This window comes from Cupriavidus sp. 8B (assembly GCF_054589115.1).
Window position 1 is genome coordinate 63,416 of the sequence record NZ_BAAILO010000299.1, and the last position, 25,205, is coordinate 88,620.

The 25,205-nt window shown below is 65.0% G+C and carries 25 protein-coding genes and 1 pseudogene; 12 read left to right on the forward strand and 14 right to left on the reverse strand.

Going from position 1 to position 25,205, the window contains the following annotated elements; genetic code table 11:
- Together ACYP5B_RS29810 and ACYP5B_RS29815 are read left to right on the forward strand one after the other, a co-directional pair.
- A partial coding sequence (locus ACYP5B_RS29810) for an amidohydrolase family protein (protein WP_459572056.1) occupies positions 1-508 on the forward strand: 508 nt, incomplete at its 5' end.
- Positions 509-687: 179 nt separating this feature from the next.
- A pseudogene (locus ACYP5B_RS29815) lies at positions 688-795 on the forward strand (IS6 family transposase); the annotation flags it as partial.
- Positions 796-843: 48 nt separating this feature from the next.
- Here the strand turns inward: ACYP5B_RS29815 and ACYP5B_RS29820 are convergent.
- Genes ACYP5B_RS29820 through ACYP5B_RS29880 form a run of 13 tightly spaced genes read right to left on the reverse strand, consistent with a single transcriptional unit; the run spans position 844 to position 13,529 of the window.
- Positions 844-1,272: a PaaI family thioesterase gene (locus tag ACYP5B_RS29820; RefSeq protein ID WP_459572057.1), complete on the reverse strand. Its 429-nt coding sequence runs from the start codon at positions 1,270-1,272 to the stop codon at positions 844-846.
- Between the two features lie 22 nt (positions 1,273-1,294).
- Entirely contained in the window at positions 1,295-2,065 is a 771-nt protein-coding gene (locus ACYP5B_RS29825) for an enoyl-CoA hydratase/isomerase family protein (RefSeq protein ID WP_400094595.1), read from the reverse strand.
- Positions 2,066-2,071: 6 nt separating this feature from the next.
- The gene (locus ACYP5B_RS29830; protein WP_400094594.1) at positions 2,072-2,734 is read right to left on the reverse strand and encodes a 4-carboxy-4-hydroxy-2-oxoadipate aldolase/oxaloacetate decarboxylase; all 663 of its coding nucleotides are present in this window, start codon (positions 2,732-2,734) and stop codon (positions 2,072-2,074) included.
- 2 nt (positions 2,735-2,736) lie between these two features.
- Positions 2,737-3,399 (reverse strand): RraA family protein, encoded by a 663-nt coding sequence (locus ACYP5B_RS29835; RefSeq protein WP_318233801.1) that lies wholly within the window; start codon positions 3,397-3,399, stop codon positions 2,737-2,739.
- Between the two features lie 4 nt (positions 3,400-3,403).
- Entirely contained in the window at positions 3,404-4,060 is a 657-nt protein-coding gene (locus ACYP5B_RS29840) for an RraA family protein (RefSeq protein WP_400094592.1), read from the reverse strand.
- A 32-nt stretch (positions 4,061-4,092) separates the two neighbouring features.
- On the reverse strand, positions 4,093-5,091 hold the full coding sequence (locus ACYP5B_RS29845) for a DODA-type extradiol aromatic ring-opening family dioxygenase (RefSeq protein ID WP_400094591.1): 999 nt from the start codon (positions 5,089-5,091) through the stop codon (positions 4,093-4,095).
- A gap of 16 nt (positions 5,092-5,107) precedes the next feature.
- Positions 5,108-6,313, reverse strand: a complete 1,206-nt coding sequence (locus ACYP5B_RS29850; RefSeq protein WP_459572058.1) for a CaiB/BaiF CoA transferase family protein — start codon at positions 6,311-6,313, stop codon at positions 5,108-5,110.
- Positions 6,314-6,339: 26 nt separating this feature from the next.
- Positions 6,340-6,783, reverse strand: coding sequence for a Zn-ribbon domain-containing OB-fold protein (locus tag ACYP5B_RS29855; protein WP_459572122.1), 444 nt, complete (start codon positions 6,781-6,783; stop codon positions 6,340-6,342).
- Between the two features lie 5 nt (positions 6,784-6,788).
- Positions 6,789-7,952: a thiolase domain-containing protein gene (locus ACYP5B_RS29860; RefSeq protein ID WP_459572059.1), complete on the reverse strand. Its 1,164-nt coding sequence runs from the start codon at positions 7,950-7,952 to the stop codon at positions 6,789-6,791.
- Positions 7,953-7,994: 42 nt separating this feature from the next.
- A complete protein-coding gene (locus ACYP5B_RS29865; RefSeq protein ID WP_459572060.1) occupies positions 7,995-8,975 on the reverse strand; it encodes a tripartite tricarboxylate transporter substrate-binding protein in 981 nt (326 codons plus the stop codon).
- Positions 8,976-9,018: 43 nt separating this feature from the next.
- A complete protein-coding gene (locus ACYP5B_RS29870; RefSeq protein WP_459572061.1) occupies positions 9,019-10,146 on the reverse strand; it encodes an acyl-CoA dehydrogenase family protein in 1,128 nt (375 codons plus the stop codon).
- A 14-nt stretch (positions 10,147-10,160) separates the two neighbouring features.
- A complete protein-coding gene (locus ACYP5B_RS29875; RefSeq protein WP_400094584.1) occupies positions 10,161-11,369 on the reverse strand; it encodes an acyl-CoA dehydrogenase family protein in 1,209 nt (402 codons plus the stop codon).
- A gap of 9 nt (positions 11,370-11,378) precedes the next feature.
- Positions 11,379-13,529, reverse strand: a complete 2,151-nt coding sequence (locus ACYP5B_RS29880) for an acetate--CoA ligase family protein (RefSeq protein ID WP_459572062.1) — start codon at positions 13,527-13,529, stop codon at positions 11,379-11,381.
- A gap of 298 nt (positions 13,530-13,827) precedes the next feature.
- Here ACYP5B_RS29880 and ACYP5B_RS29885 point away from each other — a divergent pair, with 298 nt between their 5' ends.
- From ACYP5B_RS29885 to ACYP5B_RS29930, 10 genes are all read left to right on the forward strand, one after another.
- Complete coding sequence (locus ACYP5B_RS29885) at positions 13,828-14,754, forward strand: GntR family transcriptional regulator (RefSeq protein ID WP_459572064.1); 927 nt, start codon at positions 13,828-13,830, stop codon at positions 14,752-14,754.
- Between the two features lie 12 nt (positions 14,755-14,766).
- Positions 14,767-15,168, forward strand: a complete 402-nt coding sequence (locus tag ACYP5B_RS29890) for a RidA family protein (protein WP_400094579.1) — start codon at positions 14,767-14,769, stop codon at positions 15,166-15,168.
- 5 nt (positions 15,169-15,173) lie between these two features.
- Positions 15,174-16,178, forward strand: a complete 1,005-nt coding sequence (locus tag ACYP5B_RS29895) for an amidohydrolase family protein (protein ID WP_459572065.1) — start codon at positions 15,174-15,176, stop codon at positions 16,176-16,178.
- 2 nt (positions 16,179-16,180) lie between these two features.
- Complete coding sequence (locus ACYP5B_RS29900) at positions 16,181-17,419, forward strand: Rieske 2Fe-2S domain-containing protein (protein WP_459572066.1); 1,239 nt, start codon at positions 16,181-16,183, stop codon at positions 17,417-17,419.
- 37 nt (positions 17,420-17,456) lie between these two features.
- The gene (locus ACYP5B_RS29905) at positions 17,457-18,440 is read left to right on the forward strand and encodes a tripartite tricarboxylate transporter substrate-binding protein (RefSeq protein WP_400094575.1); all 984 of its coding nucleotides are present in this window, start codon (positions 17,457-17,459) and stop codon (positions 18,438-18,440) included.
- A gap of 24 nt (positions 18,441-18,464) precedes the next feature.
- Positions 18,465-19,748, forward strand: coding sequence for a Rieske 2Fe-2S domain-containing protein (locus tag ACYP5B_RS29910; protein ID WP_459572067.1), 1,284 nt, complete (start codon positions 18,465-18,467; stop codon positions 19,746-19,748).
- 50 nt (positions 19,749-19,798) lie between these two features.
- Positions 19,799-20,767 carry a PDR/VanB family oxidoreductase gene (locus ACYP5B_RS29915; protein WP_400094573.1) on the forward strand — a complete coding sequence of 323 codons (969 nt, stop codon included), beginning with the start codon at positions 19,799-19,801 and terminating at the stop codon, positions 20,765-20,767.
- Between the two features lie 51 nt (positions 20,768-20,818).
- The gene (locus tag ACYP5B_RS29920; protein ID WP_459572068.1) at positions 20,819-21,616 is read left to right on the forward strand and encodes a crotonase/enoyl-CoA hydratase family protein; all 798 of its coding nucleotides are present in this window, start codon (positions 20,819-20,821) and stop codon (positions 21,614-21,616) included.
- Between the two features lie 8 nt (positions 21,617-21,624).
- Complete coding sequence (locus ACYP5B_RS29925) at positions 21,625-22,989, forward strand: 3-hydroxyacyl-CoA dehydrogenase (protein WP_459572069.1); 1,365 nt, start codon at positions 21,625-21,627, stop codon at positions 22,987-22,989.
- Positions 22,990-23,328: 339 nt separating this feature from the next.
- Positions 23,329-24,399, forward strand: a complete 1,071-nt coding sequence (locus tag ACYP5B_RS29930) for a porin (RefSeq protein ID WP_459572070.1) — start codon at positions 23,329-23,331, stop codon at positions 24,397-24,399.
- Between the two features lie 502 nt (positions 24,400-24,901).
- Here the strand turns inward: ACYP5B_RS29930 and ACYP5B_RS29935 are convergent.
- A complete protein-coding gene (locus ACYP5B_RS29935; protein ID WP_459572071.1) occupies positions 24,902-25,162 on the reverse strand; it encodes a hypothetical protein in 261 nt (86 codons plus the stop codon).
- Positions 25,163-25,205: the final 43 nt, after the last annotated feature.

Consider the following 25,205-nt stretch of genomic DNA (forward strand, 5'->3'; position numbering starts at 1 on the left):
GCTGCGGGGATTCTCCCTGCTCGAGCGGTACGGGCTGAGCTGGGACCTGCGCGTGCCCGCCTGGCACCTGGCGGATGCCGCGGAGGTGGCGCGGGCGTTTCCCGGTGTGCCGATCGTACTCAATCACCACGGTTTCGCCTGGGACCGCAGCGAGGACGGATTGCGCCGTTGGCGTGCATCGATGGCAGTGCTCGCGCGGGAATCCAACGTGCACGTAAAACTCTCGGAGTTCGGACTGCGCGACCAGGCCTGGGATTGGCACGCCAACGCCGCCATCGTGCGCGACACCGTCGCCATCTTCGGCTGGCAGCGCTGCATGTTCGCGAGTAACTTTCCGGTGGCCGGGCTACGGATCAGTTACGGTGATCTGGTGCACGGGGTCCTGCGCATGCTGGACGGACTCATGCCGTCCGAGCGACATGCCGTGATGTGCGGGAACGCTTTGAAGTTCTACCGCATTGATCCCTCTTCCCTTCCCTACTCCATCCATGATGAGGTGAGCAACTGATGGCTCCCGTCATCGCCTATGACTCGCGGGCGTCCGCCTTGGCAAGGCCGGTGCAGAGCTGGAGTGCCTGGCCTCGGGGGGCGAATGGAGCGCGGGTCCGGTCTGGATGCATGAGGATGGCAGCGTGCTGTGGAGCGACATCCGCGGCAACTGATGCGGTCAATCGAACTGTATCCCTTCAACCGTATGCGCTCAAGCGTGATCTGTTGCGCCCATCGTTCTATCGCAAGCAGCTTGCTGCGCGGTTCGACGCGTGGCGCATTTTCACTGGCATCACCCGCCTGCCGATACTGCGGCCCGTGATCGTCAACGTGACAACGCCTGCGGTACTCCACTCACTTCGTCCCAACTATTATGCAAGTTGCAGTGGCGGTGGCAACAAGCCTGCCATCCTGCAGCAGTTCCCCACTGACGTTGCACACTTCCTTGCCCCGGCGAACCAGGCTGGCACGCCCAAGCAGAGGACCGGTTCGCGCTGGGCGCAGGAACGAGACATTGAGGTTCAGCGTGGCGCAAAATTCATGTTCGGCCAGCGTGGCCGTAACCAGGAAGGCCGTCGCATCGTCCAGCATCGCACTAAGCATGCCGCCCTGCACTTGCCCGGCCGGGTTCAGAAAAGCGGCGGTCGCCACATACTCCGATTCGAGCGTCCCTGCGCTGAGATCCACTGCGACAATCCTTCCGCCCAGCGTGGTCGAAATCGGCGGTGGCGCAATGGCGCCACGCTGCAGTCTGGCGAAATAGCTATCCAGCGACATCGTCATGAAATCCTCCCGGCTCTCGCCATCAGCATCCCCTAAACCGCGGCGCGCGCTTTTGCTGCCATGCCAGCGCGCCTTCACGCAAATCATCCGACGCGTCGGCCTGTGCGATATCGCGGGCTATCTCGTCAGCGTCCAGCCTGCCCGCGGCAATCTGGTTGAGATGCTTCTTCATGCCCAGCAGCGCGAGCGGCGCCATGCCCGCGAGCGTGCCACTCAGTTCCACGACCATCTGTTCCAGTGCTTCGGCTGATGAAGCCAACCGGTCCAGGAAGCCACAGGCCAGCATCTCCTGCGCATTGAACTTGTCTGCCATGAGCAGCAGCCGCTTGGCTGTCGGCAAGCCCAGCCTCGACACATAACGCTCCAGTCCGCTACGGTAGAACAGCAACCCCAATCGCGCCGCCGGCACAAACATCTCGCAGGCGGGCATCCCGATGCGAAAGTCGCAGGCCAACGCCAGGTCCGTGGCGCCCCCGTACACGCCGCCGTTCAGCACGGCGATGGTGACGGGCCGCGCCTGCTCCAGCGCGTTGGCCAGTGCCTCGAAGCGTGCGCCGGCGTCGCCCGCGGCCACATTGCCGATATTGAAGCCGCTGCAAAAATGCCGGCCCACTGCGCCAAAGCGCAGCACGCGCACCTCACGGCGGGCATCGATGGCTGCCAGGTGCGCGCGCAGCAAGTCAAGATCTTCAAGCTCAAGCCGGTTTGCTACCGCCGGACGCCGCAGCGTGATGGTGGCCACATGGCCGTCGATGACAAGCTCGGGCGCCTGGCCAGTGACAGTTGTGCTCATGCGGCCTCAGTGAAAGCCATAGATCTGCATGGTGGACTCGCCCGCCTCGACGCGCGCAAGGATTGCCGCCTCGTCGGCTTCGCGCCGCCGGGCTTTTTCCACTACCTCGGCGGCCCGGCCGCGCGGCAGCACAACGACACCGTCGCCATCGCCAACCACCAGGTCGCCCGCCGCGATCCGGCAATCGCCAATCAACAACGGCTCATTGAGCCAACCGATCGCGCCGTAGTCCTTGCCGGTGCCGCGAATGCACAAGCCGCGCGCAAAGACCGGGAATCCGATCTGCTCGAGCAGCACGCCATCGCGCACGCACGCGTCGATCACCAGGCCTGCCAGGCCGCGCACCTTGGCGGCGGTGGTCATGATCTCGCCCCAGTAGCCATGTTCGTAGACGCCGCTGGCGTGGACCACCAGCACGTCGCCGGGCCGGGCGAGGTCGAGCGCCCGGTGCAGCCAGAGGTTATCGCCCCCGGGAGAATGCACCGTCAGCGCCGGGCCACACAGGCGGAACTCAGGCGCGACCGGCTTGATGGCCGAAGGCAGCGCGCCGATCTTTCCGCCCGCCTCGTGCAGGGTCGCGGTCGGCAGCGCGCGCGCCGCCTCGACCACGTCAGGCGCCACGCGTGTGAACTCGCGGCGGGTGGTACTTTCAGCGTCATGCTCTTTCATGCTCATGCCTCCCTGGTCTGCAACTGGTGATAGCGGAACTGCCGGCGCGCTTCATCGAGCCGCATGCCGCCGCGCACCGCTTCGCGGATCGCGTTCTCCGCTCGTTCCACCGCTTCCGCTGTGTCAAGCACCCTGGCTTCGTGTTCCTTTGGGATCACCACCACGCCGTCGGCGTCGCCGCGCACGATGTCGCCGGGCTGCACCCGCGCGTCGCCGATGTTGACCGGGATATTGACGGCTTCGACCTGCACCCGGTCCTTCCCGGTACGCATCCAGTGGTCTTTACTGAACACCGGGTAGCCCAGCTCCGTGCACAGGGCGACGTCGCGGCACACGCCGTCGATCACGGTGCCGGCGATGCCGCGGCGATGCGCGATCTCGGTCAGGATGTCGCCCCATACGGTGGCATTGTCCCGCCCGCCGTTGTCGAGCACGAGCACGTGCCCGGGGGGCACGTCGTCGATATAGTCGCCCACCGTACCCGGCGGATTGGATGCCGGACCGTACAAGAGCGTGTACGCGCGGCCAGCCATGCGGAAGCTGCCGCTGCGTGGCTTGATCCGGTAGCACTGGCCCACAATGCCCAGCTTGTCGAGGGCGTCGCTCAGGGTTGCGGTATCGAGCTTGCCGGCGCGTTCGACGTTGATATCCTTGGTATCGCTCATTCTCTCAATCCGTAAGCATGTGTTCGTAGTTTCCCCCCATCACCTCACTGATCGGGGTTCCCGCAAGAATCGCCTTGGCCATCCTGGCTTCCTTAGCAACGATGGACTCCGCGGCCTCGAGCACGCGCTCGATGTCGCGTGCGGCGATAAAGATCACCGCGCTACGATCGGCCAGCACGTAATCACCTGCCTTCACCTTGACCGCGCCGATCTGCACCGGCACGTTGGTTCCCTTTTCGACCACACGACCGCGAGCAGTGAATGCGGTGAGGCTGCGGCTAAAGATGGGGAAGTCGTAGGCCAGGGCTTCGTCTATGTCGCGCACCGGGCCGTCGGCCACCACACCCGCGACGCCTCTCGCCTTCGCGCCCAGCGACAGCAGCCCACCCCAGCTACCAGCCTCGATGCCGCTCTGCTGTTCGACCACGATGATGTGGTCCGGCCCCGCCTCCTCGATGGCCGTGCATCCCAGGTGACGGGGCGGGCCAGGTGGCGGCTCTCCGGTGCCGAGCCTGACGGTGACGGCCCGGCCCGCGATGCGGCCGGCGCCGGAGCGCTGCGGCAGCCCGGTAACCGCGCCGGGCAGTTGCAGCTTATCCAGCGCATCGGAAACTGCGCAGCAATCGAGCCGGCGCAGGCGTTGTACGTTGGTGTCTGTCATAGCGGTGTCCTGTAGTGAATAAGATAGCGGCATCACGGCAAGGTGCGCCAGGCGGCGAAGCACAGGCCGGTTCCGGTCAGTGCCGGGCTGCGGTAGCCGGGCGTGTAGGACACCCATTCGAGGTCCAGCTCCTTGACCGCTTCGACGACGATCAGCCAATTGCGGATTTCCGAGCTGCCGGCCTGCAACTGCCTCGGGTCCAGCGAAGCGAGATAGTCGATGTTCTTCTCGCTGATCGCTTTGATGATTGACTCGTCGAGCGCCTCGTCGACGACAAAGTGGCTCAGACCGCCGGAAGCCAGCACGCCGACGCGCAAGTCTTCCGGGTAGGCGGCGATGACCTCGCGCAGGGCGGCCCCAAGCTGCACACAGCGGCGCGGCGTAGGCTGGTTGGGCGGATCGAACGTGTTGACGATCACCGGAACGATCGGCAGGCTGGTGTCCTGCAGATAGCGCCGGTGGATAAACGAGAAGGCGTGGCCCTCGAACTGCCCGCGTTCCAGTCCGTCCATGGCCGCGATGTCGAAGTTGCGATCGCACAGCTCGCGGATCATCCAGCGTCCCATTTCGCCATGCACCGGGTAGTCACGGTCGGCCTCGGGTTCCTGGCGTGCCATGCGCGCCTTCTTGTACCAGCCGTCCGAGGTCCCCAGTTCGCTGCGGGCGTTGCGAATCGTCTCTCCGTAGTAGATGGCGAAGGCCGGGTTGTTGGTCGTGCGGAACAGCTCGGTCTGGTCGTCACCGACCACAAGCAGCACGTCCAGCCTGGCCGCCTGGATGCGCTCGCGCAGTTCATCCATGGCCGCCTCGACGCGGTCGTAACGCTCGCCCATCCGGTCGGGCGTTACCATCGCATCGGCCTCGGCGGGCGCGTTGGCGAGCAACGTCTCATACGTGGTGGGATTGCCAGCGCGATCGTAGTAATGCGGGTTCTTGGGATCGATCTGGCGGAAACCGTGTTGCCAGTCTTCGCGTTGGGAGACCAGCATGATGCTGTGCGACGAGCCGAATGCGGCAACGAGTCTTGCCATTGCTATGTCCTTGGAATCAAACAATAAAACCGGCACGCAACGCTTCGATGCGCTGCTCGGAATAGCCGAGTTCGGCCAGGATCGCCTGCGTGTCGCAGCCCTGCTCGGGCGCCGGACGGGCCTGGGCTTCGCGCGGATGGCGCGACAGCCGAATCGGCTGGCCGACCAGCGAGATGTCGCCGAGTTCCGGATGCGCCATCGGCCACGCCATGGCCAGGTGCCGGACCTGCGGGTCGGCAAAGACCTGATCGATGTTGTGGATCGGCCCGCAAGGCACGCCGGCCTTGAGCAGGCGCTCGGTCCATTGCGCGGTGGTCCGGCCCAGCAAGGCCTCGCCGATGGCGGCATTGACGCGCGCGCGGTTCTGTACCCGCTCCGGATCCGTTCCCAGGCCGGGCTCGGTCACCAGGTGCGAAACCTCCAGTGCCTCGCACAGCCGCGTCCACATGGTCTGCCCGATCGCTGCGATGTTGAGGTAGCCGTCCTTGGTGGCGAACACGCCGGTCGGCACGGTCAGCGGATGCTCGTTGCCGCTCTGCACCGGGACCTTCTTGTCGATCAGCCATTGCGCGGCCTGGAAGTCGAGCATGGCAATCTGCGCTTCCAGCAACGAGGTCTGCACCCACTGGCCCTCACCGGATGCTTCGCGCTCCAGCAGTGCCGTGAGGATCCCCATTGCGCAGAAGTGCCCCGCACACAGATCGGCAATCGGTATGCCAACCCGCATCGGTCCCTCCCCTGGCTTGCCGGTCACGCTCATCAGGCCACCCATGCCCTGGGCAATCGAGTCGAAGCCCGGCCAGCGCGCATAGGGACCATCCTGCCCAAAGCCGGAGATGCTGGCGTAGACCAGGCGCGGGTTGATCTCGCGCAGCGCCTCGGGGCCGATACCCAGGCGGTCCTTGACGTCGGGGCGGAAGTTCTCGATGAACACATCGGCGCGCCGGACCAGCTCGTGCAGGATCGCCAGCCCCTCGGGCGACTTCATATTGAGGGTCAGGCTTTCCTTGTTGCGATGCAGGTTTTCGTAATCGGCGCGGTTATGATCGCGCCCGCCGATCATGTCGTCGCCACCCGGCGCGCCGGGCGGGATCTCGAGCTTGATCACGCGCGCGCCCATGTCCGCGAACACTCGCACGGCAGTCGGGCCGGCGCGCACACGCGAGGCGTCGATAACGGTGAACCGGGACAACGCGCCTTTGCGCTCGGACTTGTCCTGCATGGATATCTCCTTCATGGACGTTTCTCTCAGGCAGGGGTGAACATGGGAACGGCGTGTCCGCCTTCGCTTGGCTTGAACACCACCTTGACGCGCTGGCCGATGGTGACAAGCGCAGGATCGCAATCGACCAGGTTGCTCATCAGCGTGACGCCTTCATCCAGGGTCACGAAGGCCAGTGTGTAGGCTGCCTCGCCGCGGCCCATGGTGCTGAACGAATACACCGTGCCGGTGCCGGCCGCGCCGGTCCATTCGGTCCGCTCGCTCAGGCAGTGGGGGCAGATGTCCCGCGGGTAGAAATGCGTCTCGCCACAGTCAGCGCAGGTCTTGACCAGCAAACGGTCATCGTCGGCCGCGTTCCAGAACGGCAGGCTCTCGGGCAGCGCGCGCGGCGCCGGAATTTTGCGCGGGCCGGATGGCGCGGCTGGCGCTGCAGCGGACTTGACAGCCGGCGTGGCCTGGGATGTGTTCATCGTAGTCATACCCTTTCCAGAATGAGCGTGGCCGCGGTATGGCGCGAGGCGAGCGCACCGCCAATGCCGCTGGCAATCGCCAGGTCGCAGTGCTTCACCTGCACGGCGGGATGCGCCTCGCCGCGCAATTGCCGCACCGCCTCGATTACCTTGGTGACACCGCCCCGGTTGGCCGGATGGTTGTTGCACAGCCCGCCGCCATCCGTATTGAAGGGAAGCCGTCCCACCCCGGCAATGAGACCGCCATCCGCGACAAACCTGCCGCCCTCGCCCTTCTTGCAAAAGCCCAGGTCTTCAAGCTGCATCAGCACCGTGATGGTGAAACTGTCGTAAAGGGAGGCGTACTTGATGTCGGCAGGCGTGACGCCGGCTTCGGCAAACGCAGCCGGGCCTGACCAGGCAGCTGCCGACCATGTCAGGTCGATCTTGCCGCCCATTGCATGCTTGGGCGCTTCGCCGGTGCCGCGCACCTTGACCAGCGGGCGTTTGAGCTGCTTCGCGATCTCGGGCCGCGCCACGATCAAGGCGCCGCCGCCGTCGCTCATCACACAGCAATCGAGCCGGTGCAGCGGGTCCGAGATCATCGGCGAGTTCACTACGTCTTCCACCGTCACCACGTTGCGCAGCATGGCGTGCGGATTGTGCTGGGCGTGATGGGACGCCGCCACCTTGATCCACGCCAATTGCTCGCTGGTGGTACCGAACTCGTACATATGGCGCTTGGCAACCATGCCGTAGAGGTTCTGCGTGGCCGGGCCGAAGGGCAGCTCGAAGGCAAGCTCCGGCGCGTCGGGATCGGGCGCTTTCAGTGACAGCGCGGCACCGGCGGCGCGTGGCCTGCCTGCCAGCGTAATCAGCGCTACATTGCAGCGGCCAGCAGCGATGGCTTGCGCCGCGTGCGCAACATGCAGGATGGGCGCCGAGCCGCCGCACTCCGTGGAGTCGACGTGCCGCACCTTGAGCCCAAGGTACTCGACCATTGTCGTGGTGCCCAGGCCTGGTGCATCGCCAGCGCAGAAATAGCCATCGATGTCGTTCTTGCTCAGGCCGGCGTCTTCCAGCGCGCCCTTGGCGACGTCCGCGTGCAGCCGTACAACCGACAGTTCATCGGCCTTGCGGGTGGGATGCTCGTACGCCCCCACGATATAAGCGCTTCCGTTCAGACTCATGGCGTTCTTGAAATGTAGGTGGGAAAGCAGGCGCGGGATGCGTCACTGCTCGGGGGTGAAGCCGCTAGCCTTGATCACTGGTCCCCAGTAGGCCAGTTCCTTGCGCTGGAGCTGGTCGAGCTCGGCGGCCGAACGGAAGTCCGGGTTCAAGGCGGCCTTGCTCATCAGGATGCTACGTACCTCGGGCAACGCCAGCACCTGCTTTAGCGCGGCCTGCATGCGCTCGATCTCGGCCTTGGGGGTTTTGCCCGGCGCCCAGACGCCGGCCCAGGCATCGCCTGTCGCAACCTTGAAACCCTGCTCCATGACGGTCGGCACATCCGGCATGACGGGTGAGCGCTTGTCGCCGAACACGCCGATCACCCTGACCTGGCCGCCGCCCTGATGCTGCGCGATGTCGCCCGCGGTCATCACGGCAGCCGGCAGCTGGCCGCCGAGCAGGTCGGTGGCCAAGGGGCCGTTGCCGCGGTACGGCACGACATTGAGCTGCAACCCGGCGGCCTTGGCGAACTGCAGTCCGGTGAAGTGGGTCTGGCCGCCGAGCCCCGCTGTGCCGAACACGCCCTCCTTCGGATGGCTCTTGACCCAGTCCACGTACTCTTTGACGTTGGTGGCGCCGGTCCTGCTGCTGACGGCGAGCGCCAACGGATACGACACCACCACGGCCACGGGCGCCAGGTCCTTCAGCAGGTCGTACTTGAGCACCGACGGTGGATAGAGCAGGCTCGGGAAGATGCTGGTGGCGTTGGGCGCGACCATATAGGTGAGCCCGTCCGGCGCACTGTTCTTCAGCACCTCGGTGGCCATCCGGCCACCGGCGCCCGGCCTGTTCTCGACGATCACCGTCTGGCCCAGCACGCTGTGCAGCTTGTCGGCGAGCACACGCGCCACGGTGTCCGTAGAGCCGCCGGGCGCGAAGCCTACCAGCAGGCGAATGGGAAGCTTGCTCTGGGCCTGGGCGCCAAACGCCAGTCCCAGGGCCATTACGCAGAACGTAGTCTTGATGGATCGGATGAAAGCCATGTCTTGTCTCCTGTCTGTCGTCTTTTTCGGGAAACGCTCGGCTCTACGGCCGTTGCGCAAACCTTTGCAGATGATGCGACGCGTCGCCGAAGAGCTGGTTGATGACCAGCAGACGCTTGGCGTAGTGGCCAGCGCGGCATTCGTCGGTCATACCCATTGCACCGTGCAGCTGGATTGCCCATTGGCCCACCTGGCGCCCGGCCTGGCCGATCACGACCTTGGCGGCAGACACCAGCCGGCGCCGCCGCGCGGGGTCGCCCCCATCCACTGCCATGGCGGCGGCGCAAGCCATCGATTTGCTCTGTTCGAGCGCGATCAGCATGTCGGCCACGCGGTGCTGGAGCACCTGGAACTTGGCCAGCGTCGTGCCGAACTGCTTGCGCGTCTTCAGGTGCTCGGCAGTGAGATCGATCAGCGCTTCCAGCGCACCGGCCGCTTCGGCGCACAACACGGCGCTGGCGCGGTCGGTGGCGGCTTCGATCAGCGGCAACGCGCGGCCAGCCTCGCCAAGCATGGCATCGCTGCCGACCTCCACGCCATCCAGCACGACATGGGCGGCCTGGCGGCCATCCAGCGTGGCGAAACCACGTACCGCTACGCCGGGGGTTTTCGCGTCCACCAGGAATAACGTCAGTCCGTCGTCATCGGCCACGTCTCCCGCAGTACGCGCAACCACGATGAATGCATCGGCGCCGCCGCCTTCGAGCACCAGCGTCTTGCGCCCCTCGATGCGCCAGCCATCGGCGCTCGCCTGTGCCCGGGTGCGCACCCGCGACAAGGCGTAGCGCGAGTCGGGCTCACTGGCGGCGAGCGCCAGCTTGCACTTGCCGGATGCCACCGCCGGCAACCATCGGCTGCGCTGCTGCGCCGTACCCGCCTGGTCCAGCAACTGCCCGGCCAGCACCACGCTCGACAGCCAGGCACCGCCGCCGAGGCACCGCCCCAGTTCCTGCGCCACCAGCATCAGTTCGACCGTGCCCTGGCCGCTGCCGCCGAATTCGCTGTCGAAAGGCAGGCCCAGCAGGCCCAGCTCGGCCATGCTGGCCCAGCGCTGGGCGCCAAGCTCCGGCGCTTCCGGATTGCCGCGCTGGTGCGCGGGGTATTCGCCATCGCAAAAGCGGCGCACCGCGTCTTGCAAGGCGATATGGTCGTCGGTAAAGGAGAAATCCATGGTCCGGTTCTGGTTCAGGCCGCGAGAAAGGCCTTGCTGATGAGGTTGCGCTGCACTTCGTTGACGCCGCCATAGATCGACAGCTTGCGCGAATCGAGATAATTCGCCGCCAGCGCCGCCACCGAGGGCGGACTGGCTGCATCGCCCGGCGTGCTTTGCTCGTAGCCTGGCGCACCAAGCAGCGCCGCTTCGTCAAAGGGCACGGCATGCGGCCCCGCCACCTCGACCAACAGTTCATAGATCGCCTGGCGCAGTTCGGTGCCGCGCACCTTCAGCATGGATGCCTCCACGCTTGGCACCCGGCTGCGCTGGTTGGCCCCGAGCATGCGCAGCGCGGTGTACTCCAGCGCCATCAACTCGATCTCGAACTGCGCGAGACGAGACTGCAGCAGTGCGTCGTCGCCCAGGCCCTGCTCATCGGCGAGTACGCGAGCACGCGCAAGCTGCTGCTTGCACGAGCCGATGCCGGCGATGCCGGTGCGCTCATGGCCGAGCAAGTATTTGCCGTAGGACCAGCCTTTGTTGACTTCGCCCACCAGGTTCTCGACCGGCACCCGCACATTGTCGAGATAGCACTCATTGAGGTCGGTGCCGCCTTCAAGCATGCGGATCGGCCGCACTTCGACGCCGGGCGAAGCCATGTCGATCAGCACGAATGAAATGCCCTCTTGCGGCTTGGCCGCATTCGGGTCGGTGCGCACCAGCGCGAACATCATCGAGCACCAGTGCGCGTATGAGGTCCAGACCTTGTGCCCGTTGACGATGAAATGCCTGCCGTCGGGCTCCAGCACCGCCGTGGTACGCACCGCCGCCAGGTCCGAGCCCGCACCCGGCTCCGAGAAGCCCTGGGCCCACCAGGTATTGCTGTGGCGAATGTCCGGCAGGTATTTGGCCTTCTGCTCCGGCGTACCGAATGCAATCAGCACCGGTCCCAGCATCTGGATGCCGCTGGCGATGATGCGCGGCGCACCGCCGAGCAGCGTCTCCTCATCGAAGATATAGCGCTGCAAGTGACTCCAGCCAGGGCCACCGTGCTCGACAGGCCAGCCAGGCGTGATCCAGCCGCGCGCCTCGAGAATGCGGAACCAGGTCACATAGTCGGCGTGCTCAAGCCGCAGCCCGAGCTCCACCTTGCGCTTGATGTCGGCCGGGAGCCGGGCCTTGACGAAGGCGCGGACTTCCTGCCGAAAGGCTTCGTCAGCGGCGGAAAATTCTAGTTGCATGGGTATTCCTCAGGCGGCGGGGTTGCAGACCACCAGCGCATCGAGCGCCAGCACGCGATCCGGATAGGCAACCAGCGGATTAATGTCGATCTCGGTAATCTGGGGACTGGCCCGCATCTGCTCGCCGACCAGCGCTACCACGCGCGCCACCGCCGGCACGTCTACCGCATCCGCGCCGCGGATACCCTTTAGCAAGGACGCGGCTTTCAGGCGCCCGAGTTCCTCCACGATGTCGGCCTCGGCCATGTCGGCGGGAATCAGGCGCACATCCTTCAAAGCTTCGATCCACACGCCGCCCAGGCCAACCAGCACGACAGGCCCCCAGTCGGCGTCGCGCTTGGCGCCCACCACGAGTTCCAGCCCGCGCGCGCCCATCGCCTCGACCAGCACGCCATCGAGCTGCAAGTCGGGCCTGTGCGATGCCACGTTGGCGTGCAGTTCGTGCCAGCCCGCCCGCAACGCCGCCTCGTCGGCCAGGCCGACGATCACGCCGCCGACATCGCTCTTGTGCGGCAGCGCGCTGGCCTGCGCCTTGATCACAACCGGGTAGCCGATCCGCGCGGCGATGCACACCGCCTCGTCGGCGCTGCCAGCGAGCGCCCCCTCGGGCACCGCGATACCCGCGGCCGCCAGCCAGGCCTTGCCCTGGTATTCCGCAAACACACCCGACGGCGGCACGGGAGCCGGCAGCGGCAACGCGCGCGCCGCACCCTGGCTGGCACGCGCGGCACGCTGCAAGGCCTCGCCGTAAGCCGCCACGCGCGCCAGGGCGCGCAACGCGCGGTCAGGCGAGCGGAAGAAAGGCACGCCGCTGGCGCGGATCGCATCCACGAAGAACGGCTCGATCGGGCCATTGTCGCCGGTGATCACCAGCACCGCCGGCTTGGCCGCCTGCGCAATGGCCGGCAGGATATGCTCGGCTTTATCGCGCTGCGCCACCTCCGGGCCGGCCGGGATGCTCAGCACCATGCTGCCGATGTGCTCGTCGGCCAGCATGGCGAGCAGGATCTCGCCGATCAGCCCAGGCTGGCGTACGCCGATCGTGGTGTAGTCCAGCGGGTTCTCGGCTACCGCATAGCCCGGCAGCAGGCCGGTGAGGCGCTGCGTCGTCGCTGCAGTCAGGGCGGGCAGTTCCAGGCCAAGCCCGTCGCAGAAGTCCAGCGCAATATTCTTCATTGCGCCGGACCCGGTCATAAAAGCCGGCCCGCCGCTGGGCGGAACCGGGAAACGCAGCAAGATTGCCGCTGCGTCAAAGAGCTCATCCAGGGAATTCACCAGTACCACCGCCTCGCGCGCCAGTGCCACCGAGGCGGTGGCATGATCGCCGGCCAGCGCACCGGTGTGAGACTGCGCCGCCTCGCGCGCCCTTGCGCTCTTGCCCGGCATCAGCATCACGATGGGCTTGCCGACGGCGCGTGCCTGGCGCGCCAGTTGCAAGAAGAGCCGCGGCCGGCGCACCTGTTCCGCATAGACCGCGATGACGCGCGTCTGTGGATCAGCGATGTAGTACGCCAGCACGTCTTCGATACCGACCGAGGCCTCGTTGCCCGTCGAGACGGTCGCCGTCAACGGCAGGCCACGGCCCATCACAGCATCGCGCAGGTTGGCAGCCATGGCGCCGCTTTGCGCAACCACGCCGATGCCCGGGCGGCCGTTGCACGGATAGGACTGCACCGGCTCGAAGGTCACCGGCACGCCGGCCTCGAAGTTAGTGAAACCCATGCAGTTGGGTCCCAGCAGCAGCATCCCGGCATCACGCGCCACAGCGGCAAGCGCATCCTGCCTGGCCCGGCCTTCCTCGCCCGCTTCGGCATAGCCGGAGGCAAACAGCACTGCGGCATGCGTGTGGCGGGCGGCCAGTCCACGCACGGCCTCTAGCACACCGGCCTCCGGAATCGCCAGCACAGCCAGATCGATCCCCTCAGGCAACTCCCCCACCGTCTTCACGCAAGCCCGGCCGTTGATCTCGCTGCTGCTGCGGCTGACCAGGTGGATGGCGCCCGCATAGCCGAAGCGCTCCAGATTGGCCAACACGAAACCGCCGAAGGAACGCGGGTCTGCGGACGCGCCGACGATGGCGATCGATTGCGGCTTGAGGATACGGTCTACCGGCATGGCGGCGAGACCGGAAAGATCGCGGACTGATGCAGGACTGCGCATGGAAATAAGGCCTTTTGAGATGGGGTTCCGGACGCGACCAGGAAGGTCTCAACCGAGGTGTTTGACCATTGTGGCATACCACAACACCGTTTTCAATACACCAGAAGCAACTATTGAAATCCATCTCTCAGTGATTTCCCTTAGTGATACTGGCTGGTAGCGATGCCTGGCCCGGCAGTCACCGAGTGATTTCAATCGATGGTGGCACAGATCCCGAAGATAGCGCGAAGGTCTTTGTTTATAAGGCATTTCCGGAGGAACCAGGATGGCTGTAGGTGCTCTCGGAAGTACTGGCAGCATGTCGATCAAGTGCTGTTTTCCACCCGCAACCCAGCAACAACCCAGCAGCAACTGCCTTTTTCCAGGCACCAGAAAAATATTCTGTTTGCATACCAGAAAGCTGTTGTTGTATATTTTTTGGCAACCCCGGTCTATCGCCGGCCGTGACCTTCAACGTAAACCGCTGATGACTTCAACCTCCGTTCGCACCCGCCCTCTCCCCAGCGAGGGGATGGCCTTGTCCGCGGCAGCCGATCCAGCGCCGCGCACGGGCCTCGCCATAGACATTCGCGCCACGCTGGAGGAGGAAATCGAAAAGGGCATCCTGCCACCTGGCAGCGCGCTGGATGAGCGTGCGCTGGCGGTGCGCTTCGACGTGTCGCGCACGCCCGTTCGCGAAGCGTTGCAGCAGCTTGCGGCGCGCGAACTGGTCTGCATCGCGCCGCGTCAGTGTGCAACGGTGGCGCGGCTTTCGATCAGCAAAGTGCGGGCAATGCTCGAATACGTGGGGGAACTTGAGTCGCTGTGCGCCAGGCTGGCCGCCCGGCGAGCCGACGAAAGCCTGCACGCCGCGCTCGATGCGGGCATTCACCACTGCCGGCAAGCCGCGGAGACAGGCGGCCAGCAAGCGTATGCGGCCGCCAATGCCCTGTTCCACGAGGCAATTTACGCGGGCTGCCGCAATACGTATCTGGCCGAGCATATCCGCCAGGCACGCAGGCGCCTGCAGCGCTACCGCACCCAGGATTTCCTGAACAGGAGCCAGATCGCCAGGTCCCTGAGCGATCACCAGGAGATCGCGCGCGCCATCCAGTCCGGTGACGAACTGCAGGCAGGCGCCGCGATGCTGTTGCACGTGCCCGCCGGTACCACCGGCTTTTCCGAGTTCCTGGCCACTGTGCCGATGAACTTCTTCGCAGGCGAAACCAGCACCGAAACTCCCTGACAGAGGCATTCCATGACACGTACGCTCCGCTCGCTCGATGTCCCCGGCCTGGCGCACAACGCGCCGATCCCGGTCGGCGCTCGCGTGGGCAACATCATCTGCTCCTCGGCGATTGCCGGCAAGGATCCCGCCACCGGCAGACTCCCGGCGGATGCCGCTGCGCAGGCGGAACTGGCTTTTTCGAACCTGCGGCGGCTGCTTGAAGTCGGGGGCGCGACCCTCGCCGACCTGGTCAAGCTCACCGTCTACGTGAAGGACAACAGCGTGCGCGAGGCGGTCAACGGTGAGTGGCTGCACTATTTCCCCGACCCCCTCGACCGTCCCGCGCGGCACATCGTCGTACACGACCTCCAGCACGGCATGTTGCTGCAACTTGAATGCATGGCCGTTGTGGCCAGCGAAACCAAAGGCTGAACCTCATGATCATCGATTCCCACGCGCATATCGTCATGCCTCCCGAAAGCTTCCGCTACATGGCGGAGCTGGTAGGAGGCCGTGCCAACCCGTCAACCACGCCGAAGGTGCCGGATGCTTCCGTGCGCAAGGTGGCCGAGGAACTGGTTCAGAGCATGGACAACGTCGGCACCGACGTGCAGTTCATTTCGCCGCGTCCCTACTTGCAGATGCACTCGGTCAAGCCCGGCCGCGTGACCGAGTTGTGGTCGCGCCATTGCAACGACCTGATCGCACGCTTCGTGGCGCTGTTCCCGGACCGTTTCCGCGGTGTCGCGGGATTGCCCCAATACATGAACGAATCGCCGGCGCTGCGTGCAGTGCCCGAGCTGGAACGCTGCGTCAAGGAACTCGGCTTTGTCGGCTGCCTGATCAACCCCGACCCGACCGAAGGCGAAGGCCCGACGCCTCCCGGCCTCGGTGATCCGTTCTGGTATCCGCTCTACGATGCCATGACCAAACTCGACGTACCGGGCCTGATCCACTCGGCCGGCAGCTGCAGCGCGCGCGAGTCCTATACCCTGAAGTTCATCAACGAAGAGAGCATTGCCATCGTCTCGCTGCTGGGCTCAAAGGTCTTTGACACATACCCGGGCCTGAAGATCGTCGTGGCACATGGCGGCGGCGCGATTCCCTACCAGATGGGACGTTTTCGCTCATGGTCGGTCCGCAAGGGCGATACGGTGAGCTTCGACGAACAGCTCAAGCGCTTGTACTTCGACACCTGCAACTATTCCAAGGAAGCCATTGAGCTGCTGCTCAAGGTGGCCGGCACCGACAACGTGCTGTTCGGCACGGAAAAGCCTGGCACCGGCAGCGCGCGCGATCCGGTTTCCGGGCGCGACTACGACGACATGAAGCCGGTGATCGAGAGCATTGACTGGCTCAGCGAGCAACAGCGCAGGAACATCTTCGAGTGCAATTGCACCCGCGTCTACTCGCGCGCATTCCGCAAAGACGAGGAGTGCTGAACATGGCCATGACCCGCGAAGACAACGAACTGCTCACCCGCGTGGAAAACGGCGCGCCGATGGGCGAGATGATTCGCCAGCACTACTGGATCCCGGCTGTACCCTCGGCCAAGCTGGTGGCGGACGGCGCACCGGTGCGCGTGCGGCTGCTGGGCACCAACTACGTGGCGTTTCGCGCCACCGACGGTCATGTCGGCGTGCTCGACGAGCAATGCCCGCACCGCAAGGCTTCCCTGCTGATGGGCCGCAACGAAGACAACGGCCTGCGTTGCCTCTTCCACGGCTGGAAGCTCAATGCCGGCGGCGAGGTCATCGATGCGCCGAACCACGTGGGCGATCAGTCGCAGTTCTGCAAGCACGTGCGCGTCAACCGCTATAGCGTGGAGGAACGCGGCGGCATTGTCTGGGTGTGGCTGGGCAAAGGCGAACAGCCGCCCAAATTTCCCGACCTGCCGTTCACCCGCCTGCCGGAAGACCAGCGTTCGGTCACCAGCCAGGAAGTGCCGACCAACTGGGTGCAGGGCGTGGAAGCCTCGATGGACTCTTCACACGTCGGCGTGCTGCATGAATCCACCACGCAGATTACCGCCGGCGCGGGCAACGAGCGCCTGCACATGACCCAGGCGCTGGCGCCGCGGCTGGAATTCGAAGACATGCCGTACGGCTACCGCTACGCCGCCGTGCGCGCCCTGCCCGACGACAAGATGTACGCGCGCGTCAACAACTTCGTCATGCCGTGGTACGGCATCATCTGCGCGCCCGATGCCAAGGGCCCCGGCACGGTGTTCTTCTCCACGCCGGTGGACGATGTCACGCACCGCGCGTGGTTCGTGCATTTCAACCCGCACCGGCCACTAGGCATGACCGTGATGTCCGCCACCCCAGATGTGTGGGGGTTCCCGCCGCTCCCGCCGGGAGGGCCCGAGAACAACTGGGGCCAGAACCGCGAACTGATGAAGCGCGGCCATGCCACCGGTTTCCCGCAACACCTGGGTACCGAAGACTTCGCCATGTTTATCGGCCAGGGACCCATCGTGGACCGCACCACCGAACAGCTCTGCTCGGCCGACGGCGCGGTACTGCGCGTGCGGCAGGCTCTGCTCAAGTCCGTGCGCGAGTTCACGGCGGGCAAGACGCCGACGCTGGCCGACAACCCAGATCTCGACTACGCCAAGGCGGCGTCCGTCGGTGGCGTGCTGCCGGCAGGCAGCGACTGGCGCACGCTGACGCAAACGCCCTGAGCCATCCGCACCGTCACAAGAAAATATGGAGACAAGCATGACAAGCTACCGCCGACGCCGGCTCCTGCTGGCGGCGTGCGCGGGCCTCGCCGCGCCTGCCGCAGCGTACGCCGGCATGCAGGGAAAGCCCGTGATCCGCATCCTGCTAGGGCTGCCGCCCGGCGGCGGCACCGACGCGATCGCCCGTTACTTCGCCGACTGGCTGCCGCAGATCCTGGAACAGCCGGTCATCATCGAAAGCCATGTCGGCGTTGGCGGCCGTCTCGCCGCGGACGTGCTGATGGCGGCGAAGCCGGACGGCCTCACCTACATGATCGCACCCAATGCAACGCCGACCTTCCAGACACTGGTCTTCGGGCCGCAGCTCAGGTGGAAGCTCTGGCGCGACTTTGCTCCGGTGGCCGGCCTGGTCTCTTACCCATTGGGGATGGCAGTACGGATGGATACGGGCGTCAGCAATGCGCGCGAATTCGTGGATTGGGTCAGGAAGCATCCCGACAGCGCCGTCTTCGGCACGCCGGGCCTGGGCGGCATGAACCACTTTCTCGGGATGCAGTTCGCCAGGGCGGCTGGCATCGCGCTGTCGGTGGCGCCCTACAAGGGCACGCCGCCCCTGATCAACGACCTGGTGGGAGGCCACGTACCCGCGGCCGTGACGTTGCTGGACGACATGCTGAAGTACCACCGCACCGGCAAGGTGCGGATGATCGGCATTTTCAGCGCGAAGCGCTCGCCTCTGGCCCCGGATATCCCGACCATGGCCGAGCAAGGCATCAACGTGACCTCCGGCGACGGCTGGACCGCAATGTGGGCGCCAGCCGGAACCCCGGGGGCCGAGCTCGAACGGATGCAGCAGGCGTTGCGCAAGATTCTGTCCATGCCGCAAACCACCGAGTTCCTGATGAAGCGCCTGGCGGTAGTGCCGGACTTTATCGATGCCCAGGATATGGCCCGCAGGCAACGCGCCGAGCTCGCGGCCTGGGAACCCATCATCAAGGCGTCCGGCTTCAAACCGGAGTAGCCAATCGCCCGCAGGAACACGCCAATGCTTAGTGAGGACAAGAATCGTCAGCTGACCCAAGTGGGGCCGGACACGCCAATGGGCGAAGTGTTGAGGCGACACTGGCACCCGATCGCCGGCATCGACGAACTGGACCGCAACCCCATCAAGCCGGTGCGCCTGATGGGCGAGGACCTGGTGCTCTACAAGGACCTGAGCGGCACCTACGGCCTGGTTGACCGGCATTGCGCGCACCGCCGCGCCGACCTGGCCTACGGCTACGTCGAGCAATGCGGGCTGCGCTGCAACTACCACGGCTGGCAATACGACCAGCAGGGCCGCTGCGTCGACCAGCCCTTCGAGCAAATGGCCGATCCGCATGGCAGGCTGAAGGCGCGCGTGCGCCTCAAGGCCTACCAGGTCCAGGCCAAGGCCGGCATGCTATGGGCCTATATGGGTCCACAGCCGGCACCACTGCTGCCGGACTGGGAGCCGTTCAGCTGGCGCAACGGCTTCGTCCAGGTGGTCTTTGCCGAGGTGCCCTGCAACTGGCTGCAAGCACAAGAGAACTCAATCGATCCGGTGCACTTCGAGTGGATGCACGCCAACTGGGGCCGCCGGCTCCGCGGCGATTCCGCAGGCTACGCGCCACGGCACCTGCGGCTCGATTTCGAGGAATTCGAGCACGGCTTCCTCTACAAACGCATCAGCGAAGACACGGACGAGCACCATCCGCTATGGACCATCGGCCGCGTCTGCCTATGGCCCAACGGGTTCTTTCTTGGCGACCATTTCGAATGGCGTGTTCCCGTCGACGACGAGAACATGCTGAGCGTGACCTGGTCCTTCATCCGCGTGCCACGCGAGGCCGAGCCCTACGAGCAAGCCGTGATCCCTTCGTGGACCAGTCCGATCCGCGACGCGCGGACCGGCCGATGGATCTCAAGCCATGTCATTAACCAGGACATCATCGCCTGGGTCGGCCAGGGCCGTGTCACCGACCGCAGCCAGGAGAACCTCGGCGCCAGCGACCGCGGCATCGCCATGATCCGCCGCCGCCTGTTCGACGATATCGACGCCGTGGCGCAGGGCCGGGATCCCAAGGGGCTGATCCGCGATCCGCAGGCCAACCATCGCGTGATGCTGCCCTGCGACTCGCACGCCTTCTTCCTGGAGGGCCTGGCGCTGGAGCAGTACGCCAACCATCCGAAGTGGAACAAGCTGTTGTTCCACTTCATTTTCCACGCCGGCCAGCCGGACGAGGTCAAGCGCGCCTACGAGGCAGCCACGGGCGTGAAGCTCAAGGACATTGACGTGGTCGAGATCTAGCCAGAGCCATCCGCCACGAACCCACGCAGGCCCAACCCCGGGAGACACCCATGAGCATTACCGAGACACTGCAAGTCAGGGTCAAATCCATTACCTGGGAAGCGGAAGGCATCCTCAGCTACGAACTCTGGCCGGTAGCCCCGCACAAGGAACTCCCGCCGTTCGAAGCCGGGGCGCACATCGACGTGCATCTGCCCAACGGCTTGATCCGCAACTATTCCCTGTTCAACTCGCCGCAAGAACGGCATCGCTACCTGATCGGCGTCAACAAGGACCCGCAGAGCCGCGGCGGCTCGCGCTATCTGCACGAAGTGCTGCGCCCGGGCGACACCCTGACCGTCAGTGCGCCGCGCAACAACTTCCCGCTCGAGGAAGCGGCCGCGTCGAGCGTCTTCATTGCCGGCGGCATCGGCATCACGCCGGTCCTCGGCATGATCCGCCGCCTGCAGACGCTGGGCCGGCCGTGGCAGCTCTTCTACGCGGCACGCACACGCAAGAATGCCGCCTTCGTCGAGACCCTGCAGGCACTGCGGGACGATTCCGGGGCCACGCTCCAGCTCAGCTTCGACCGCGAGCCCGGCGGCAGCATGCTCGACATCGCCGCCATCACCGACGCGCTGCCGGCCGGCGCCCATGTCTACTGCTGCGGCCCGATGCCCATGCTGGACGCCTTCGAGCAAGCCACCGCAGGCCTGCCGCCCGAGCGAGTGCACAGGGAATATTTCGCTGCGCGCGAGAGCGCCGCCACCGCAGGCGGCTTCACGGTCGAACTGGCGCGCAGCGGCCGCAGCATCGAGATAGCCAGCGGACAGACCATTCTCGACTGTCTGCTCAATGCCGGCATCGAGCCGCCCTACTCGTGCCAGGAGGGTATTTGCGGCACCTGCGAGGTGCGCGTGCTCGCAGGGCTGCCAGACCACCGCGACCTGGTGCTCAGCGAGGCGGAAAAGGCGTCGAATCAACGCATGATGATCTGCTGTTCAGGCGCGAAGGGCAGCAAGCTGGTGCTGGATCTCTAGTCCTGCAGAACCTACGAAACCCCGATTTCCCTACTCAATGGAATTACAGATATGAGCGCCGAACTCGTTACCTACGAACTCGAAGGCCCGGTCGCACTGATCGGCCTGAACCGTCCCGACAAGCGCAACGCCATCAATGAAGAGGTGATTTGCGCCCTGCGCGATGCCGTCGTACGCGCCGGCGAAGAAGCCGACGTCGGCGTGCTGTTCGGACATGGCAGCAACTTCTGCGCAGGCCTGGACCTGAAGGAAGCCCTGGCACGCGCGGCCGGCGAGGCTGTGCGCCCGCGCAAACGCCGGCGCCATTCATGGCATGAGGTGTTCGACATCATTGCCCGCGGCCCCATCCCGTTCGTTGCTGCGCTGCATGGCGCCGTGGTGGGCGGCGGCCTCGAACTGGCCACGGCGGCGCATATCCGCGTGGCGGACGAATCGGCGTTCTTCGGACTGCCCGAAGGCCAGCGCGGCATCTTCGTCGGCGGAGGCGGCACGGTCCGCGTACAACGGGTGGTCGGCTACACCGTCATGGCCGACATGATGCTGACCGGCCGCCTGCTAACGGCAGCCGAAGGCGAGCGCGAGCATATCGTGCGCTACGTTGTGCCGACCGGCAATGCACTCGATAAGGCGCGTGAGCTGGCAGCGACGATCGCGCGGAATACACCCGACACCAACTGGCGGATCACCAACGTATTGCCGCGCATCAACGACCTGTCGCACGACGACGGCCTGTTCATGGAGTACCTGAACTCCAACATGGCGCGCTCCCCGGAGACCGCCGAGCGTCTGCGCGAATTCGTCGAAGGGCGGGCCAAGCCGCTCGTCGCCCCCGGAACCCAACTGGACTGAATATGACCATGACCGCTATGTCTCCTGACGACGCCCGCGCACAGCCCGACACACAAGCGGAGCGCGATGCCGCTGCAGCCCATATCCGCTTCGCCGAGGCCGAAGCGGCGAAAATTCCCGACATCCCTGCCAACCTGCCGCTGCGCCCGATCGGCAGCGTGGCCGTGATCGGCGCCGGAACCATGGGCGGCGGCATCGCCATGGCGCTCGCCAACATCGGCATTCCGGTGACCCTGATCGATAGCGGCCAGGAAGCCCTGGATGGCGGCCTGCGCCGGGTGCGCGACAACTACACTGGCAGCGTTTCGCGCGGTCGGCTGGAACGGTCTGAAATGGACCGGCGCATCGCCCTGATCAGCGGCTCGATCGACATGGCACAAGCAAGGCACGCGGACCTCGTGATCGAAGCCGTCTTCGAGGACCTGGCGCTCAAACAGCAAATATTCCGCCAACTAGACACCATCGCCAAACCGGGGGCTATCCTCGCCACCAACACCTCCGGGCTGGATGTCGACGCGATTGCCGCGGTCACGCAAAGGCATCAGGACGTCGTAGGCGCCCATTTCTTCAGTCCGGCGCATGTCATGCGCCTGCTGGAAGTCGTGCGCGCGCAGCGAACCGCCCCGGACGTCATCGCCACGCTGATGGAACTCGGCCGGCGCATGGGCAAGATCTCCGTGCTCGCGCGCATCTATCCCGGCTTTATCGGCAATGCGCTGTTCCGCAACTACACGCGCGAAGCGCACTTCCTGCTCGAAGAAGGCGCACTACCCCACGAGGTCGACCAGGCCCTGACACGCTTCGGCTATGCCATGGGCATCTTCGCCGTGCACGACATGGCCGGCAACGATGTTGGCTACCAGACCCGCAAGGCCCAGATGGCGACGCGGCCCAATGATCGGCGCTGGAACGACCTGATCATGAAGCTGACGGAGATGGGACGGCTCGGGCAAAAGAGTGGAGCCGGCTGGTACCGATACGAGCCGGGCAGCCGCACGCCGCTGCGCGATCCGGTGGTCGAAGACTTCATCGTTCGCGAGTCGGCCCGGCTGGGGATCGCGCGCCAGCCGATTTCCGAGGAGGAGATCATCAAACGCTGCCTTTACGGCATGATCAATGAAGGCGCGAGACTCCTCGAGCAAGGCATCGCGCTGCGCCCAAGCGATATCGACATCGTATACGTCACAGGCTATGGCTTCCCGGCTCACCACGGCGGGCCAATGTACTACGCCGACCGCATCGGGCTGGCCAAGGTCTACGCGGACATCAAGCGCTTCCACGAGCAGCATGGCTTCTGGTGGCAGCCTGCTCCCCTCCTCGAGCGCCTGGCACGAGAGAACGGGCGTTTTGCCGATCTACAAATGCGCACCTGAGAACAAGACGGCATGGCCGGCGCCATAGGCGCGCGGCGGGCAGGCAGTGGACTCGGCACGCCTGGCTTGCTCCACCGCCTGATGAGGTGCAAATCCGACCCGGGCTTGCGTCCGGGTCGCGCGCCAAAGCGCGTGCGCATTGCATCCCCTGCTGCCGCGCCCACCTCATTCCTCAGGCCTCGCTCGTACGAAACCCGCGATTTCGTATTCATATAACAACATTAACGTATACCACTAACATCCACACACATACCAATGTGCAATTATGGAATCCGGCGGTGCGAATTCGCCAATACGGAAACCAAAGCGCAACCTGGATCAACACGTAGGAGAAGGTTCATGAAGAAATGTATCGTCGGCGTTGGATGCGCCATCGCAAGCATGGCGGCATTTGCCCAGTCATCGGTCACCCTGTATGGGGTCGTTGATGCCAATATCGAGTACACCAATCACAACCTGGGCAGCGGTGCCAACGGCCATTCGAAGGTAGCGCTGAATTCGGGAGGACTGTCCCCGAGCCGCTGGGGCTTGCGTGGCGCCGAAGATCTCGGCGGCGGAAACAAAGCGATCTTTGCCCTGGAAAGTGGCTTCAACATCGACACAGGCACATCCGGGCAGGGCGGCCTGCTGTTCGGACGCCAGGCATGGGTGGGGCTTGCGTCCGGCAGCCATCAACTGACGCTCGGGCGGCAATACACGTCGCTCTTCCTGATCATGGCGAACTACTCGCCCACCGCATATGCGACGCTGTACGAGCCAGTGACGCAAATTGCCGGTGGGTCGCTTCGAGAAAACAATATGGTGAAGTACCATGGCAGTTTCGGCCCGCTGACGACCGAAGCGCACTGGAGCTTCGGCGAGCAACCCGGTTCGACGCAAGGCTCGGCCGGCTATGGCGCGGGCGCTGATTACTCGTTTGGATCAGGCGGCATCGCCGTCGCCTACGACAATGTGAACGGCCCCGCGACCGGTGGCAACTACACGCGGGCCCAGAAGGCAGCGGTCGGCGTGCGTTACCAGATCACACCGAAATTGCTCGCCCAAGCCGCCTACCGTTACGGCAAGAACGGCGCAACGGCCGCCGGCACGGTCGCGCGCGATGATATCTGGTGGCTTGGCTTGAACTACCAGGCAACACAAGCACTGGTATTGACGGGCGTGGTGTATTACGACAACTTGCGCTCCCTGCGCACGGCGACTGGCAGCACTAACCCAAGCAATCCGTGGCAGCTCACGCTCGTCGCGGACTATTCCCTGTCCAAGCGCACCGACGTTTACCTGAGCACCGCATACACGAAGAACGCCGCGCTGAACTTCGAGAACTTCAACGGTGCCATTGCTGCGTACCAGCTTGCCGCCAATGAGCACAATCAGATCGGGGCTGCCATCGGCATGCGGCATAAGTTCTAAGCGCAGCTCCGGCGGCCTGCCGGAGCGAGTTTTGGGCCGATGCCCGCCCCCACCCCTCTGAGGTTTGCCCACATTTAGCGATCCACAATACGGCTTGCGCCAACGACGGGACCTTGGCGGGCGTCTTCCTGGTTTGATGGACCCGGCAATACAATGCACGCCATTCGATCGGCTGCAGCGGCACTTCACAGGGCAAGTCACCATCCAGTCGAGCGAGCAGCGTCGCATACAGAATTCGCCAGTTGATGACGGCGAACAATGCGGTGGCGCGCACAAATCGATCCAGGTCACCGAATTGCCTAGCCTCGACCCGGCAGCCGCTCTTGAGTAGCCGATGCCACGATTCGATGGTCCAGCGTCGCGCGTACCATGCCAGCCGTTCCAGAGCTTGCTCATGCGTATGCGTGGGGACCGAGGTCAGCAGCATCCATTCGAGCGGCTCAACCCCATCAGGCGCATCGGCCTCCAGCGCGTGAATCACGAAGACCTCGACATTCGCCTCCTAGCCGGGACGCGAACGCGGTGGCCTCAACTGCACTGGCAGACAGCGCAGCGTCAATTGCGCGCTGCGCGCGGGCGTCTTACCCGAACCGGGCACTTTCAATATTGCCTGACCCAGCGCCGGCGCCGCTTCCACGGCGTCCCACAGATACTTCTCGGGATGCTCGACGCGCCGATTCCACGCAGCGCGAACCAGCCAGTCGACTCCGGTAGAGCGCGGCGCGATAAACACGTCATAGACATCGCCTTCGCGATCGCTCACGCTGACCAAGCGCGTGTCTGGACATTGCTCCTTAAGCGCTTCC